The sequence below is a fragment of the Polynucleobacter difficilis genome (genome assembly GCF_003065365.1).
In the GTDB taxonomy this organism is placed as follows: domain Bacteria; phylum Pseudomonadota; class Gammaproteobacteria; order Burkholderiales; family Burkholderiaceae; genus Polynucleobacter; species Polynucleobacter difficilis.
The window spans coordinates 611431-626021 of record NZ_CP023276.1; the positions used below are offsets into that span (position 1 = coordinate 611431).

14 protein-coding genes are annotated in these 14591 nt (G+C 49.0%); 7 read left to right on the forward strand and 7 right to left on the reverse strand.

Translation table 11 applies throughout. The features are described 5' to 3' along the window. Positions 1-44 precede the first annotated feature (44 nt). The gene (locus tag AOC34_RS03185) at positions 45-1976 is read left to right on the forward strand and encodes an ATP-binding cassette domain-containing protein (RefSeq protein WP_108468740.1); all 1932 of its coding nucleotides are present in this window, start codon (positions 45-47) and stop codon (positions 1974-1976) included. Between the two features lie 10 nt (positions 1977-1986). On the opposite strand, the gene AOC34_RS03190 is transcribed toward AOC34_RS03185, so the two are convergent. The 4 genes from AOC34_RS03190 to AOC34_RS03205 form a co-directional block, all read right to left on the reverse strand. Then, positions 1987-2325 (reverse strand): chaperone modulator CbpM, encoded by a 339-nt coding sequence (locus AOC34_RS03190; RefSeq protein WP_108468741.1) that lies wholly within the window; start codon positions 2323-2325, stop codon positions 1987-1989. A gap of 5 nt (positions 2326-2330) precedes the next feature. Continuing rightward, a complete protein-coding gene (locus tag AOC34_RS03195) occupies positions 2331-3266 on the reverse strand; it encodes a DnaJ C-terminal domain-containing protein (RefSeq protein ID WP_108468742.1) in 936 nt (311 codons plus the stop codon). Positions 3267-3377: 111 nt separating this feature from the next. Beyond that, the gene (locus AOC34_RS03200) at positions 3378-4925 is read right to left on the reverse strand and encodes a UxaA family hydrolase (protein WP_108468743.1); all 1548 of its coding nucleotides are present in this window, start codon (positions 4923-4925) and stop codon (positions 3378-3380) included. A 45-nt stretch (positions 4926-4970) separates the two neighbouring features. Next, on the reverse strand, positions 4971-5933 hold the full coding sequence (locus AOC34_RS03205) for a Bug family tripartite tricarboxylate transporter substrate binding protein (RefSeq protein WP_108468744.1): 963 nt from the start codon (positions 5931-5933) through the stop codon (positions 4971-4973). A 57-nt stretch (positions 5934-5990) separates the two neighbouring features. Here AOC34_RS03205 and AOC34_RS03210 point away from each other — a divergent pair, with 57 nt between their 5' ends. Further along, positions 5991-7136, forward strand: coding sequence for a mandelate racemase/muconate lactonizing enzyme family protein (locus AOC34_RS03210; RefSeq protein WP_108468745.1), 1146 nt, complete (start codon positions 5991-5993; stop codon positions 7134-7136). On the opposite strand, the gene AOC34_RS03215 is transcribed toward AOC34_RS03210, so the two are convergent. After that, complete coding sequence (locus tag AOC34_RS03215; protein WP_108468746.1) at positions 7123-8058, reverse strand: 3-hydroxyacyl-CoA dehydrogenase NAD-binding domain-containing protein; 936 nt, start codon at positions 8056-8058, stop codon at positions 7123-7125. The genes AOC34_RS03210 and AOC34_RS03215 overlap by 14 nt on opposite strands. Before the next feature lie 192 nt (positions 8059-8250). Here AOC34_RS03215 and AOC34_RS03220 point away from each other — a divergent pair, with 192 nt between their 5' ends. From AOC34_RS03220 to AOC34_RS03240, 5 genes are all read left to right on the forward strand, one after another. Next, complete coding sequence (locus AOC34_RS03220; RefSeq protein WP_108468747.1) at positions 8251-9174, forward strand: SMP-30/gluconolactonase/LRE family protein; 924 nt, start codon at positions 8251-8253, stop codon at positions 9172-9174. Between the two features lies 1 nt (position 9175). Next, positions 9176-9913, forward strand: coding sequence for a GntR family transcriptional regulator (locus AOC34_RS03225; protein ID WP_159074802.1), 738 nt, complete (start codon positions 9176-9178; stop codon positions 9911-9913). A 6-nt stretch (positions 9914-9919) separates the two neighbouring features. After that, entirely contained in the window at positions 9920-10981 is a 1062-nt protein-coding gene (locus AOC34_RS03230) for an Ldh family oxidoreductase (protein ID WP_108468749.1), read from the forward strand. Between the two features lie 36 nt (positions 10982-11017). Next, entirely contained in the window at positions 11018-11998 is a 981-nt protein-coding gene (locus AOC34_RS03235) for a Bug family tripartite tricarboxylate transporter substrate binding protein (protein ID WP_108468750.1), read from the forward strand. A 152-nt stretch (positions 11999-12150) separates the two neighbouring features. Then, positions 12151-13581: a TAXI family TRAP transporter solute-binding subunit gene (locus tag AOC34_RS03240; protein WP_108468751.1), complete on the forward strand. Its 1431-nt coding sequence runs from the start codon at positions 12151-12153 to the stop codon at positions 13579-13581. A gap of 4 nt (positions 13582-13585) precedes the next feature. Here the strand turns inward: AOC34_RS03240 and AOC34_RS03245 are convergent, their stop codons facing one another. Next, the gene (locus AOC34_RS03245; protein WP_108468752.1) at positions 13586-13774 is read right to left on the reverse strand and encodes a 4-oxalocrotonate tautomerase; all 189 of its coding nucleotides are present in this window, start codon (positions 13772-13774) and stop codon (positions 13586-13588) included. A 32-nt stretch (positions 13775-13806) separates the two neighbouring features. After that, positions 13807-14547, reverse strand: a complete 741-nt coding sequence (locus AOC34_RS03250; protein WP_234408143.1) for a class II aldolase/adducin family protein — start codon at positions 14545-14547, stop codon at positions 13807-13809. Between the last annotated feature and the right edge of the window lie 44 nt (positions 14548-14591).

Sequence of the window (14591 nt, forward strand, 5' to 3'; positions counted from 1 at the left end):
TAGCGTTTATCTACCTGGGTTTTCAGAACAGACGATAATGCGGCATGGCTTTAATCGTACTCACAGATGCAAAACTGGCCTTTGGCCACGTTGACTTACTCGCGAACACCGCTTTTTCACTAGAATTGGGTGAGCGCGTTGGTTTAATTGGCCGCAATGGCACCGGCAAATCATCCCTTCTCAAAATTCTGGCTGGCATGGAAAAGCTGGATGACGGCCTACTGCAATACCAACAGGGCTTGCGTATTGCATATGTGCCGCAAGAGCCGATCTTTGAAGCGACAGAAACCGTATTCGATGCAGTCTCGAAGGGCGTATCCCAAGCGAAGTCCCTGAGGGAGGAATATGAGGCTCTCAGCGTAGGGGATTGGGATGACGCTTCCCATCAGCGCCTCGATGGACTGCAATCTGCCTTAGAGGCAGTCAGCGGTTGGAATTGGGAGCAGCGCGTACATGAAACCTTGGATCGATTGCATCTGCAAGCCGAGATGAAAATCACGGCGCTATCTGGGGGCACTAAAAAGCGCGTTGCCTTAGCGCAAGCTTTGGTTGCGGTTCCAGATGTGCTCTTACTCGATGAGCCAACCAACCACTTAGACTTAGATTCCATTGCGTGGCTAGAAGAATTGTTAAAAGAATATCAAGGCTCCGTGGTACTAATTACCCATGACCGTGCATTCTTGGACGCGGTCTGTACTCAAATCGTGGAGCTGGATCGCGGTATTTTGCGGGGCTATCCCGGTAATTTTTCCACATACGAAGTTTTAAAAGACCAGGAACTCAATGCAGAATCCTTAGCCAATGCAAGAGCAGACAAACTGCTAGCGCAAGAAGAGGTTTGGATTCGCAAGGGAGTTGAAGCAAGGCGTACGCGTAGCGTTGGCCGGATCGCCCGTTTAGAAAAGCTGCGCGCTAGCCGTGCACAGCGCCGCGATGAAATGGGTCAAGTAAAGTTGGCCGTGTCCGCAGGGGATCGAAGCGGCAAGATCGTGGCAGACTTGCAAAACGTATCCAAATCCTATGATCGCCCGATCGTTCAAGACTTTACCGCCACCATCTTGCGTGGCGATAAGGTTGGTCTCCTTGGCCCCAATGGCGCCGGTAAGACAACCTTGTTAAAACTGATTCTCGGTACCATTACCCCAGACTCCGGAACAGCGGTGATGGGTACACGTATTGAAGTGGCGTACTTTGATCAAATGCGCGAGGGACTTGATCTCAATGCGTCGCTGGAAGATTACATTAGCCCTGGAAGTGAGTGGATTGAAATCAATGGCAATCGCAAGCACGTCAAGAGTTACTTAAGTGATTTCTTATTCGCGCCGGAGCGCACCAATTCACCGGTCAGTACCTTATCGGGCGGTGAGCGCAATCGCTTGTTGCTCGCCCGCCTATTTGCAAGGCCAGCGAACGTCTTGGTGCTCGACGAGCCTACCAATGACTTGGATATCGATACCCTGGATCTCTTGGAGCAACTGCTTCAGGACTACAAGGGCACAGTCTTTTTAGTTAGCCACGACCGTTACTTTTTGGACAATGTGGTGACTAGTATTATTGCCAATGAGGGCGATGGATTTTGGCGTGAGTACGAGGGTGGCTATGAGGACTGGAAAATTCAGAAGGCGCGTTCCGATAAAATTCGCTCAGAAAACGGCAGCCTGAAAATAGAGCCTGCTGCAAAAGCTAGCATCAAGCCAGTAGAAAAAGAAAGCAAGGACACAAAGCCAGTAGCCGCTAAAGCTGGCGTTCAAAAACTCAATGGCAAAGAGCGCCAAGAGTTAGAGGCATTGCCTTTGCAGATTGAAGTCCTTGAGGCAGAGCAGGCTGAGATTGGCCTCGCGATGAGCAATCCTGATTTATACAAAAATGAACCTGAACTGGCTGCGAGTATGCAGGCACGCTTAACTGAGCTTACGAACCAGATCGATGCCATGCTGCAGCGTTGGGAATCGCTCCTGAGCCGTTCCGAGTCCTAAGAACGGTCTTCTATTCTTTGCCTAGAGTGGCACTACTAGCATTGGCTAGATGGAGTTGGCTGCGCAACTGATCAAGCTCTTCGAGTAAATTCAGGGCCAATGCCACGCCGGGTAGATTAAGCTCCAAGTCGTGCATGAGGCGTGCAGCCGTTTTAGCTCGCTGCAGGGAGTTTCCACTAAAGCGCCAGTCTTGGGGTGATCCGCCAGCCGGACTCAAAACGCCTTCGGAGACCCAGGCCATGATCATGTCTTCTGGTGTGGATGTTGCTTCGGCTAGCTCCACGATGGTCATATGCACATCATGCTCAACAATGCTGCCTTCAATCCAAGTAATGTGGGTTTGTGTCATGCCATTTATCCCTTTAAGTGACTTCTGGGCTTGAAATCAAATGCACCTTGCAGTGTGCGATAGGCTTCTTTTTGCGCATCGGTTTCTGCTTTGGGTAAAACAATGCTTGGTACAACGTAGAGATCACCAGGTTCTTTGCTGGGGATGCCTTTACCTTTGAGTCGCATCTTGCGTCCAGCAGGAGTGCCGGGCGGAATGGTTAGTTCAAGTAGGGCGCCGGTTGGCATGGGCACATTGACGGTAGTACCTAAGGCTGCCTCCCATGGGCTCAGTGGTAAATCTAAAAATACATCCTTCCCATCGACCCGGTAGATTGGATCTGCCTGAATGCCGATCTCTAAATACAGGTCGCCTGCTGGCCCGCCACCAAAACCAGGGCCGGCCTGGCCCGCGAGGCGTAAATTCTGGCCTGCACGAATGCCTTGCGGAATGCTGACATCCAATTTGCGCTCTTGCATGAACAATTGACCCTGAGCATCGTAAGCTGGCATGCTTAATCCAATAGTGCGCTTAGCGCCCTGGTAGGCATCCATTAAATCAATCATGATCTTGGCATGCTGATCCTGGCCTTTAGCGGATCGCGCTTGCGATTGCCTGCCGGATTGGGCGCGGGCCCCTCGGCCAAACAAGGATTCAAAAAAATCACTTTGGTCGCCGCTGAATTCACCATCTGTAAAGGCGCCACCATTCCAATCGGGTGGAGGGCTAAAGTCTTGACCGCTTTTCCAATTGCTGCCCATTTGATCGTAGGCCGCACGCTTCTCGGGGTCTTTTAACACCGCAAATGCTTCGCCTACTTCTTTAAAGCGCTCCTCAGCACCAGCTTCTTTGCTGACGTCCGGGTGGTATTTACGGGCCAGCTTGCGATAGGCTTGTTTAATTTCATCTGGGTTTGCCGTGCGGGCAACGCCGAGTGTTTCGTAATAGTCTTTGAATTTCATCAGGCGAAAGCAGCTCCTGTGGTGGTATTGAATTTGGCTTCAATCCATTTTACAGATCTTTATAGCGCCTGAATAAAGAAAAAAGGCTGGTCACAATCCCAGCCTTTTAGGTCAACTCATGATGCCAATTTGCCATGGTACAAATTCGTAGTCACCCAATCCAAGCAGCTCACTTTTCGATGGCTTACCGGAGGCGGTATCCAAAAAGAGTTCAAAAATACGTTGCCCCATTTCTTGAACGGAGACGGTGCCATCTAATATTTCACCGCAATTGATATCCATGTCTTCCGTTAAGCGCGAGTACATCGGCGTATTGGTGGCTAACTTGATGCAGGGCGCTGGCTTGCTGCCAAACATCGAGCCGCGGCCCGTAGTAAAGGCAATTAAATTAGCGCCACCCGCAATCTGACCAGTTGCCGATACTGGATCAAAACCCGGTGTATCCATAAAGACGAAGCCCTTGGTGGTCACTGGCTCGGCATAGCGGTAAACCTCCATCAGTGGACCTGTGCCACCTTTCATGGAGGAGCCCAATGACTTCTCAAAAATATTGGCAAGGCCGCCGACTTGATTGCCTGGACTTACTTGACCGTTAATTTGGACATCACGGCCAACCGAATACTCGTCTTTCCACCAGCGAATGCGCTGGATTAGTTTTTCACCAATTTCTTTGGTTGCTGCGCGCCGGGTGAGGGTGTGCTCAACGCCATAAATCTCTGGAGTTTCCGAGAGAATGCCGGTGCCTCCATGCCTCGCGAGGATATCAATTGCCGCACCGAGGGCTGGATTGGCAGTAATCGATGAAAAGCCATCGGAACCACCGCACTGCAAGCCCACGCATAGGTGGCTTGCCGAGACCGTCTCACGCATTACTTTATTGGCATTGGGCAAGAGCGCTTTAACCGCCTCAATACCAGCCTCAATTGTCTTGCGGGTACCGCCACTTTCTTGCATGATGAAGGTATGCAAGGTTGAGCCTTCTTTCAGGTCTTCCTGTTCCATTAAACCCTTGAGCTGATTGCGCTCGCAACCTAGCCCAATCACCAAAGCAGCTGCGAGATTGGGATGCTTGGCATAACCCGCCATAGTGCGACGAAGCAATTGCATTGGCTCGCCAGTCATTTCCATGCCACAGCCAATCGAATGACTAAACGCCACAACGCCATCCACATTGGGATACTCGGCCAGGCGCTCAGGCGTAAACCATTCTGCAATCTTATTGACTACGGTTGCTGAGCAATTGACCGTCGACAAAATGCCAATGAAATTCCGCGTACCCACTTTGCCATTAGCACGCACATAGCCCTGAAATGTAGCGCGTTCCGATTCTGGCAATAGAGCAGTGGGCTTAAATTCACTGGCGTAGGCGTAGTCCCGATCAAATTCTTTAAAGTCAGTATTGTGGCCGTGCACCATGGTGCCAGGCTCAATATCCACATTCGCAAAGCCCACGGTGACGTTGTACTTCAGAATGGGCTCCCCCTTTTTTATTGGCTTAGCCGCAATTTTGTAGCCTGCCGGTACTTGGCTGCGGCTAGTGAAATGCTCACTTGGGACTGCAGTGCCAATGCCAACATCGACCCGGGCTACGACGACGTTGTCATTGGGGTGTAAGCGAATAACAGGGCCAATCAGGCGCTTTTCAGAAATTTCAATCATGGGGTGAATGGGTTCAATAAATGGAAGTTAAAAAAGTGCGGATAATTATTCAGCAGTAGCCCCTGATTTTTTCACAATCGGTGCCCATTTTGTTACTTCAGCCTTAATATAGGCGCCCAACTGCTCTGGCGTGCTCGTTTGCACATCAAACCCCCGGCTTGCGAGTTGGGTTTTTGTTTCTGGATTATTTAGTATTGTGCTCATCTGTGTATTTAGGCGTTTAATAATTGCATTGGGTGTACCTGCGGGAGCAACCAGTGCGTAAACGAGTTCCACCTCAAAATTAGGTAATGTTTCCGCAATTGCAGGAACTTCCGGCGCGTTAGGTGAGCGCTTCAGGCTAGTAACTCCAATCGGAGTGAGTTTGCCCGATTTAACGTAGGGAAGTGCTGCAGGCGTTCCAATCATCGCAGTCTGAATTTGACCACCCAAAACATCGGTTAAAGCTGGTGCTGCTCCTTTATAAGGTACGTGGGTAATGTCTGTACCTGCTTGCACGTTAAATAGCTCGCCACCCAGATGCAGTGGGGTGCCTGTGCCTGAAGAGCCAAAATTAACTTTACCTGGATTGGCCTTGGCGTAGGCAATTAACTCGCTAGTATTTTTAACTGGAACTGATGGATTGGCTACCAGCATAAGGGAAGAGGATGCTACGAGGGTAATCGGAGCAAAGTCCTTAACGGTGTTGTAACTCAATTTTTTATATAAGGTTTCGTTAATTGCCTGCGTTCCTACCATCATTAAAAAAATCGTATAACCATCCGGTTTTGAGCGCACAACAAATTCTGCGGCTAGGTTGGTGCCTGCGCCTGGTTTGTTATCAATAATGACCGGCTGTCCTAAATCTTCTCCTAATTTTTGACTAAAGGCCCTTGCTAGAACATCGGATGGGCCTCCGGCAGCAAATGGCACAATGAGGCGAATGGGTTGATTAGGGTAGGGCTGCGCTTGCACCTGAAACGATGATGCGGCTAAGGCAATTGCAATGGCTTGAATAATTTTTAGCATATGATCTCCTTACTGTTTTTATGAAATTGATAGCACGATAAAACCTGAATAGAAGCAATGAACATTAAATCCGCTACGCTTTTTCCGCTCTCGATACCGCTTCGTGCGCCGATGAAAATGTCGGGGGAAACAGTTACACATGCCAACACCTTACTGTTGCGCCTGATCGATGGTGAGGGCAGGGAGGGCTGGGGAGAAACGTCTGCGGCACCCCTAATGACGGGCGAGACGCTTGGTAGTGTCTTGGCTAACACCGCATACCTTCTGAATGCAGTGAAAGAAGTGTCATGGGAAGACCCTTGCGCGATTGGCGCTATCCAGTCCCGTTTTTTATACGCCAATAGTTCGGCGAAATCCTGTGTTGAATTGGCTCTATTGGATCTGTTTGCGCAAGCCAAAGGAGAGTCAGCATGGTCTTTGTTACGCAAAGCGTATCGCATCGAGTCCTTGGCCAAACCAGATTCGTTGCCAGTTCTGCGGATGCTGGGCGGCTCTTTGGAAACGGAGATTGCCGATGCGCGAGCCCTGCGAGACCAGGGATACCGGCATTGGAAAATCAAAGTAGGCGTATATGACCTGAATTCTGATCTGCAGCGAGTCGCCGCAATTTGCGCTGCTCTAGAGGGCGATACGATATCGGCCGATGCCAATGGTGCTTTCACTTTAGAACAGGCAATCGCATTTTGTCGATCTGATCTCGCCTCGCACCTTTCTTTTGTCGAGCAGCCGATAGCAGCCGACCATTCCATTGCTGACTTTGTAAGCTTAAAGACGGCATCCCCATTGCCGATTTGCTTGGATGAATCGATCCATGGCATCGATACCATCCAAGTATGCGCAGAAAAAGGGGTGATGGATGGGGCCAGCTTAAAGCTCATCAAGCTCGGCGGCATGCTCCCAGGTATGCGGGCCGCAATCGAATTAGAAAAGCGCGGCCTTAACTTAAATCTGGCGTGCAAAGTTGCCGAAACCTCGTTGTCAGCAGCGGCAACAGCCAGCATTGGTTTTGCAATGAATGGCGCGCCATGGGGCCTTAGTATGTCGAATGCGTATCTAGAGTACGACATTTGTGATGCGCCCCTAATTGCTGCTGAGGGAAGATTAAATGTCGAGCAACTCAATTCCGTTGGGATTGGTGTTGTTCCCAATCTTGCCTTGGTAAAGAAGACGGTTTCGAGCGAGTGGGGCATTATTGAATGTTGAGAACTTCAAACGCAGCCTTAAGACGGCGTGAGTAGAGGGCGTTCATCGCCTTGCTTTCTTCTGGACTCCATTTACGAAATCCTTCCCCCGCCTTGATGCCAGTTTTGCCTTCTGCCATCAGCTTCGCTAAGCTGGGAGGAATGGCATCGATATTCGAGAGCGAAGGATAAATTTCCTTAGCAGCATTGGCCATGCCGTCCCATCCAGAAATTTCCTTTTGGGTCATTGGGCCAACCGCTGCATAGCGAAAGCCAAAGCTGTAGCGCACCGCATCGTCGACATCATCTGGCGTTGCGATTCCCGCATCCACCAAAGCAAGCGCTTCCCGCATGAGTGCATGCTGAATGCGGTTCGCTAAAAATCCGGGGATATCGCGCTTCACGAGCACTGGTTTTTTATGAATCGATTTGTAGAGTGTGCATACCTGCTCTGCAAGTGCAGGATCCGTTTTTTCGCCCATCACAATCTCAACCAAAGGAACAATGTCCGCCGGCATAAAATAATGCGCTCCCATCATGCGAGCTGCTGTGGGGAGGCCCTCGGCAATCTTACTAATCGGAAAGCCGGAGCTATTGCTGCCGATGGGAACGGATTTCGGGACTTTTTTATCCAGCGCAGCAAAAATGGTTTTTTTCAGTTCTAAATTTTCTGAAACGGTCTCTATCACCCAAAGGCAGTTGGCCCATTCGTTCCATTCTTCAAAAACACCATATTGCTGTAATTGCTTCAATGCCTCTGGGCTTGATGCGCGGACAGCATCCTTACTGCTGATGGCAAGCGCCAGTCCTAGGGCCTTATCTAAACAAGCACTCGCTTTTTCAGTCGAGCGCCCAAGTACGGTAATGGGCAATCCTTCTGCAATAAACCCCGCAGCTATGCCTGCAGCCATAGTGCCCGTGCCAATAACAACAATCCGATCCATTGGTTTTCCGTTTATTTAAATTGTTCGTACAAGTAATTCATTAATTAAGTAAAATAGTACACCTTGAATTAGTCTGACACCATAAAATTATGATTTAATATGGCAAATATCGTGTTTTTAGTAAAGCAATGCCGGCAGAACCAGTTTCGAATTAACACTAACTTATCCGTATAACTTTAGGAGATATCCAGAATGTATAACCCATTTCAGCCGGTAGAGAAGATTAAGGCAGAGGTCTTTATGTCCATGCCTGCCAAGTTCAGAAAAAAATCGCGCACAGGCTGGTCTGATCCTAATCGTCAAAATGCGGAGGTCGAATGCTTTTTAGAAGGTCCTTCATTTGATCGTGAAGGAAATTTATGGTTTGTGGATATACCGTTCGGGCGCATTTTTAAGATTACGCCAAAAGGGGACTGGGAATTGGTTACCCAATATGACGGCTGGCCTAATGGCTTAAAGTTTCATAAAGATGGCCGCGCGTTCATTTGCGATTACAAGTGTGGCCTTTTAGAGCTCGATACAAAAACCGGCAAGATTCAAACGGTTTTAGGTTCGATGTACAGCGAAAACTTCAAAGGCCTGAACGATTTGCATTTTGCCTCCAATGGCGACTTGTACTTTACTGATCAGGGCCAAACCGGGATTGCCGATCCTACCGGTCGTGTGTTCAGATTGCGCGCCAATGGACAGCTCGACCGTTTGGTATTAAACATTCCGAGCCCCAATGGCATTACCCTCAATACCCAAGAAAAGCATGTGTTTGTTGCAGCAACCCGCTCTCAACAAATATGGCGATTGCCGCTGATGGCCGATGGCTCTGTTTCTAAAACGGGGGTTGCCATTCAATTGACTGGTGGTGTTGCTGGCCCAGACGGAATTGAAATGGATTCGGAGAATGGCCTGTTGGTTTGCCATCTTGGTATCGGCATTTGGCGTTTTGATAACAATATGCTGCCGACCCACTTGATTTATTCGGACAACCCACACCACCATCATTTAGCTAACTTATGCTTTGGCGGTGACGGCAAGGATCTGTACATTACTGAATCCTTGTCTGGCGACATCCTTAAAGCCCGCCTGCCAATAGCAGGTAAAAAAATGTTTGGATTATCTTAATTTGACTACTAGCGCACCTCTGTACCAGACACTTGCGAATACGCTTTCTGAGCGTATTCGTGAGGGTTATTGGGCGGTTGGGTCGAGCCTTCCGTCGGAAAGCCAGCTTTGCGCATTGTTTAAAGCCAGCAGACACACACTGCGACATGCGCTTAGTAATTTGGAGCGCGATGGCTTAATACTAAGGCAGCAGGGCGCTGCTACCCAGATCATTTCAAGGTTATCGCCACGGCGCTTTACGCAGTCGTTCAATTCGCCTGCCGATATTCTGCGGTATCCACGAGACACCTATCGGGTGAACGCCATAGAAGAATTTATCGAGTGCGACGAGGCGCTGGCAAAAGTCTTAGATGCCCCGATTGGATCGTCGTGGTATCACATCGGCGGCGTTCGAAAAAACCAAGATTCAAATCAAGCCATTGCATGGACTGATATTTATATCCTGCCCCAGTTTGCTGATGTCGCTACCGATCCTGAGCATTCGCAGTTAATGGTTTTTGAGCAAATTGAGCGGCGCTTTATGCTCAAGATTGACCGTGCTGAAGTTGATGTCTATGCGGCACGGGCAGATCAAAAGTACGCTGATGCATTGAATATTGATATTGGCTCAGCTTGTTTGGTTATTACAAGGCGCTATTTTGATGCCAGTGGAAAATTGTTTGAGGCCACCGTTACTTATCACCCTGAAGGTAGGTACATTTACAGCATGGAATTACGCAATACCCCTGCGAACCAATAAAGTACTATGACCAATCTCAGCCATTTACCAATTCATCACGCCACGCAATTTATTGCAGACGTTTTTATTTCGCTTGGTGTTCCGCCAGCAGATGCGAAGACAGTGGCCCATCTAATGGTGCAGTCTGACCTCGCTGGGGCCGATGGACATGGCATTTTTAGGCTGCCGGCGTATGTGAAGCGGATTAAGGCGGGCGGGATTAATCTACACCCGCATATTCGGGTGGAGCGCGAGCGTGGTGGTACTGCGCTAATCAATGGCGATAATGGACTTGGGCATCTGGTGATGAATCAGGCCGTTGAGTTAGCAACGAAAAAATCGCGTGAGCACGGGGTATGTTGGATAGGTAGCCACCACGGAAACCATTCTGGGGCTGCCTCGGTCTATGTTCGCATGTTAGCGGAGCGCGGACTGGTTGGCATTTACATGGCAGTTGGTAATGCAAACCACATGGCTCCTTGGGGCGGCACCGATTTATTGCTTTCCACGAATCCGATTGCAATTGCAGTCCCAACCCAAAAAGGCCAGCCGATTGTTTTGTTGGATATGGCTACTACGGTTGCCGCCTATGGCAAGGTCAAGCTCGCGGCACAGCGTGGCGAGTCGATTCCCGAGGGCTGGATGATTGATCGTTCTGGTAAGCCAATATTGGATCCAGCACGAGCGGGGGAGGGGTCCTTGCTTCCGATTGGTGACTACAAAGGCTACGGTTTGGCCTTGATGATTAGTCTCCTTGCCGGAACCTTAAATGGGGCCGCGGTTGGAAAAGAGACGATTGACTTTAATGCTTGCCATGATGGCGTTACAAATACGGGTCAGGCTTTGATTGCGGTGGATCCAGATGCATTTGGAGAGCGTACCCTTTTTGTTGAGCGGGTATCTGCCGTTGTGCGGGACATTCAAGAATCCAATACCTTGCCCGGAGTTGATCGCATTCGTATTCCTGGGGAGGGTGCTGATGCTTCCATCTCATCACGCCAGCGTGAGGGCATCCCCATTTCAAATGAGTTACTTAAAGCATTAAATGCATGTGCAGTTGAATGTGGAGTTCCTGTTTTAACCATCTAAATCAAACGTCTTAACATTGTATATAGGGAGATAAAAATGGCTTTAAGATCACGGTTTATTTCTAAGCTCATTGCCGCGACAATGGCGATGAGTGCCGTTGCATCCACCGCATTAGCATCAGCCTACCCAGATAAGCCAATCAAAATGATGATTGGCTATGCACCAGGTAGTTCAACGGATATTGTGGGTCGCATGATTGCAAACGATCTGAGTATTGCACTCAAGCAACCGATCGTCGTTGAGAATAGGGGCGGGGCAGCCGGTAATATTGCTGCGGATGCGGTTGCCAAGAGTGCTCCAGATGGCTACACCATTTTATTTGCACAAAACGGGCTAGCTATTAGTGTGGCTACAAATCCAAAACTACCCTTTAATGGCAGTAAAGACCTCATACCCGTTGTCGGCGTTGCTGCTACACCCCATATTCTGATTGTTAATCCGAATTCACCAGCAAAATCAGTGGCTGATTTAATAGCGATGCTGAAAGCGAAGCCTGGACAGCTCAGTTTTGCTTCATCGGGAATTGGTAATTCCGACCATATGGCCGGTGAGCTATTTTTATCGCTGACTGGATTGCAAGCAATCCATGTTCCATACAAAGGAGGTTCGCCAGCAGCAACGGATGTGGTTGGCGGGCAAATTGATTTTTACTTTGCGGGCATGCCGGTTGGCTTACCACTTTATAAAGGCGATCGGGTACGGGCTTTAGCGGTTACCAGCAAGCAGCGTTTTCCTGGGGCGCCTGAACTGCCAACCGTCGCCGAATCAGGCGTAGTTGGCTATGAGCATACCCTCTGGCAAGGCATTTTTGCTCCCGCCGGCACCCCTCGGGCGATTATTAATCAATTGAGCGCCTCCACTTTAAAAATAATGGAGTCGCCTGAGCTCAAAGAGCGTTTTGTGAAAGCGGGCGTACAAATTGCCCCACTGAATCAAGCTCAATTTAGCGATCTGTATTTTGCAGACATCGATCGCTGGAAAAAAGTGATTGAAAAGACGAAGATTAAATTGGATTAAATCACCAGATGTAGTGGGGATAAAAAAAGGGGTGCTGATGCACCCCTTTTTTATGGGGCAACCACCGATTCGCTTGGGTTGCTTAAAAAAATAAAGCAGGTTTTTTAAAAAGAATATGATTAGCTTGTTAATGACAATCACATTGGTTTCGAATGGGTAGCGTAAAAGAGGACGTAAAAGATACCTGGCTTGGATTCTGTGAGGCTGTGCAGGATAAGTGGGGTAATTTTGTTCAGTTTCTCCGTGAAACGTGGCCATTGCTATTGTTATTGTTTGTCGGATTAATGCTGGTGTGGTGGCTAGCTGATCCCCCTCCGCCCAAGCGGATTGTGATGGCGACTGGTACCGAGGGTGGCTCTTATCAGATGCTGGCAAAAAAATACGTCGACTATTTTGCAAAAAAAGGCGTCACCCTAGAGTTAGTCCCTTCTCGTGGTGCTCAAGAAAACATCGCGCGGCTAAGTGATCGCAAAGATCCTGTACAGGCTGCCTTCGTCCAGGCAGGGATTCATAACCCCACTGGTATAGCCGGAATTTTATCGCTGGGTAGCGTTGCCTATGAGCCGATTTGGTTCTTTTATCGCGGACCCGCATTGGATGCCTCTAATTTTCATTTTCAGGGTGATCGCTTAAAAAAGATCTTGAGTATGAAAACCTCGATTGGGGATGTGGGCAGCGGAACGCATAGTCAAGCGTTAAATATTCTGAAGGCAGCTGGTTTAGAACAGCATATTCCTCAATTCCTGACATTGTCATCGGCGGACGGAGTGGAGGCCTTGTTACTCGGTGAGATCGATGTGATTTTTTTAGCCGATCAACTCGAGTCGCCCAACATCCAAAAGTTACTTAGGGATCCCAAGCTGAATTTAATGGGATTTAATCGCGCCGAAGCCTACACTCGCATACTGCCCTACCTTGAAATTCTAACGGTGCCCACAGGAAGCTTTAGTTTGGTCCGTGACTTTCCGCCGCAGACCATTCAATTGCTGTCCACCACAACACAGCTATTGGTCGATGACCGAATGCATCCGGCACTACAGTACCTATTTCTAGAGGCTGCCGAGGTCATTAATGGCAAGCAATCCTTCTTTGCGAAACGCGGGGAATTTCCGATGTTTAATCATTCTGCATTTCCTGAGAGCATCGTCGCTACTCGCTATGAAAAGAGTGGTGTCCCACCGATCATGAACTATCTGCCTTTTTGGGTTGCTGAATTTATTCATCGAATGTTTATATTGATCGTTCCATTTTTGGCATTTGCCTATCCAATTGTGTCTGCGATGCCGAATTATCGGTATAAGCGTGTGCAAGCTCGGATTAATAGAATGTATGGCGCCCTATGGACGTTTGAGCAAGAGCTGGCGGCTGGGTTTGATGCTAGCCAATGCGATGCTTACATTAGTAAAATCAATCAAATGGAAGCAGAGGCGCTGAAAATCAAGGTCCCAAAAAAAATGGCCAGCGACTATTACAGCTTACGCAGCAGTATGGACTATGTCCGCAATTGCCTGATTCGCGGTGAACGCCCTTATCTTGCTGCAGCGACAACTCCATCAACTACCAAGACGGATGTGCAGCTGTAGATTGCTACTTTTTGTCGCTCCATAGCGTGCCACCAGTAGCCCAATTCTCTTTGGTGACATCTGTCAAGATGATGTCAACCGATTCGGCTGAACAGTTGAGTGTTTCGCAGGTGACGCGCGTTACCGCTTCAACGAACTGACGTTTTTGCTCGTGAGTACGACCCGCAAAGATCTGAACATTAATCGTGGGCATAGTATTTCCTTTCAGGTAAAAATTACTTTAACTTACTGCTTATAACTGGGATCGATTCGGTCCAGCTTGCGCAGCAAGGCAGGCCACTCAAGGGTGCCTTCTTCTGCGCCCAAGGCATGCAGGTCGGCTGCCGCTTTTTCAATAATTCTCGGTTCGGGCGTGATTAGATTCGGACTGCTTAATGCCGCTACTTGAATTTCGCAGGCTTTAATTAGAGTGGCCATCACGACATATGCTTCAGCAATGGTGCGACCTACCGTGAGCGTGCCATGGTTTCGCAATAGCATGGCAGGGTAACTGCTCAGGTTAGCAACTAAACGCACGCCTTCGGATTCGGTCAAGGCCAGGCCCTCATAGTCGTGGTATCCAAGGTGCCCCATAAAACGCATGGCGTGTTGGGATAAAGGCAGAAGTCCATCGCGCTGAGCGGAGACGGCGATGCCTGCGGTGTTATGTAAATGCATTACGCATTGGGCATCGGTGCGTGCACGGTGGATGGCGCCATGAATAGCAAAGCCGGTCGGGTTCACCATGCCAGATTGACCAGGAAGTAATTCCCCTTGCACATTGACTTTCAGTAGGCTGGAGGCAGTGATTTCGTCAAACTGCATACCAAATGGATTGATCAGGTAGTGATCAGGCTCTCCCGGAACTGCAGCCGAAATATGCGTATAAATCAGATCATCCCACTGATTGAGTGCGCATAAGCGATAGCATGCGGCTAAATGAATCCGGACTATCCGTTCGGAGCTGAGGGAGTGATCAAGCGACATACGGCTTTTCGGGTCCATAAGGGAAAATGAAGTTCTATTCTATA

Bases quoted from the DNA above. Each gene is read 5' to 3' on its own strand.
- AOC34_RS03185 (WP_108468740.1), top strand. From the start codon at position 45: ATGGCTTTAATCGTACTCACAGATGCAAAACTGGCCTTTGGCCACGTT.
- AOC34_RS03190 (WP_108468741.1), bottom strand. From the start codon at position 2,325: ATGACACAAACCCACATTACTTGGATTGAAGGCAGCATTGTTGAGCAT.
- AOC34_RS03195 (WP_108468742.1), bottom strand. From the start codon at position 3,266: ATGAAATTCAAAGACTATTACGAAACACTCGGCGTTGCCCGCACGGCA.
- AOC34_RS03200 (WP_108468743.1), bottom strand. From the start codon at position 4,925: ATGATTGAAATTTCTGAAAAGCGCCTGATTGGCCCTGTTATTCGCTTA.
- AOC34_RS03205 (WP_108468744.1), bottom strand. From the start codon at position 5,933: ATGCTAAAAATTATTCAAGCCATTGCAATTGCCTTAGCCGCATCATCG.
- AOC34_RS03210 (WP_108468745.1), top strand. From the start codon at position 5,991: ATGAACATTAAATCCGCTACGCTTTTTCCGCTCTCGATACCGCTTCGT.
- AOC34_RS03215 (WP_108468746.1), bottom strand. From the start codon at position 8,058: ATGGATCGGATTGTTGTTATTGGCACGGGCACTATGGCTGCAGGCATA.
- AOC34_RS03220 (WP_108468747.1), top strand. From the start codon at position 8,251: ATGTATAACCCATTTCAGCCGGTAGAGAAGATTAAGGCAGAGGTCTTT.
- AOC34_RS03230 (WP_108468749.1), top strand. From the start codon at position 9,920: ATGACCAATCTCAGCCATTTACCAATTCATCACGCCACGCAATTTATT.
- AOC34_RS03235 (WP_108468750.1), top strand. From the start codon at position 11,018: ATGGCTTTAAGATCACGGTTTATTTCTAAGCTCATTGCCGCGACAATG.
- AOC34_RS03240 (WP_108468751.1), top strand. From the start codon at position 12,151: ATGGGTAGCGTAAAAGAGGACGTAAAAGATACCTGGCTTGGATTCTGT.
- AOC34_RS03245 (WP_108468752.1), bottom strand. From the start codon at position 13,774: ATGCCCACGATTAATGTTCAGATCTTTGCGGGTCGTACTCACGAGCAA.
- AOC34_RS03250 (WP_234408143.1), bottom strand. From the start codon at position 14,547: ATGTCGCTTGATCACTCCCTCAGCTCCGAACGGATAGTCCGGATTCAT.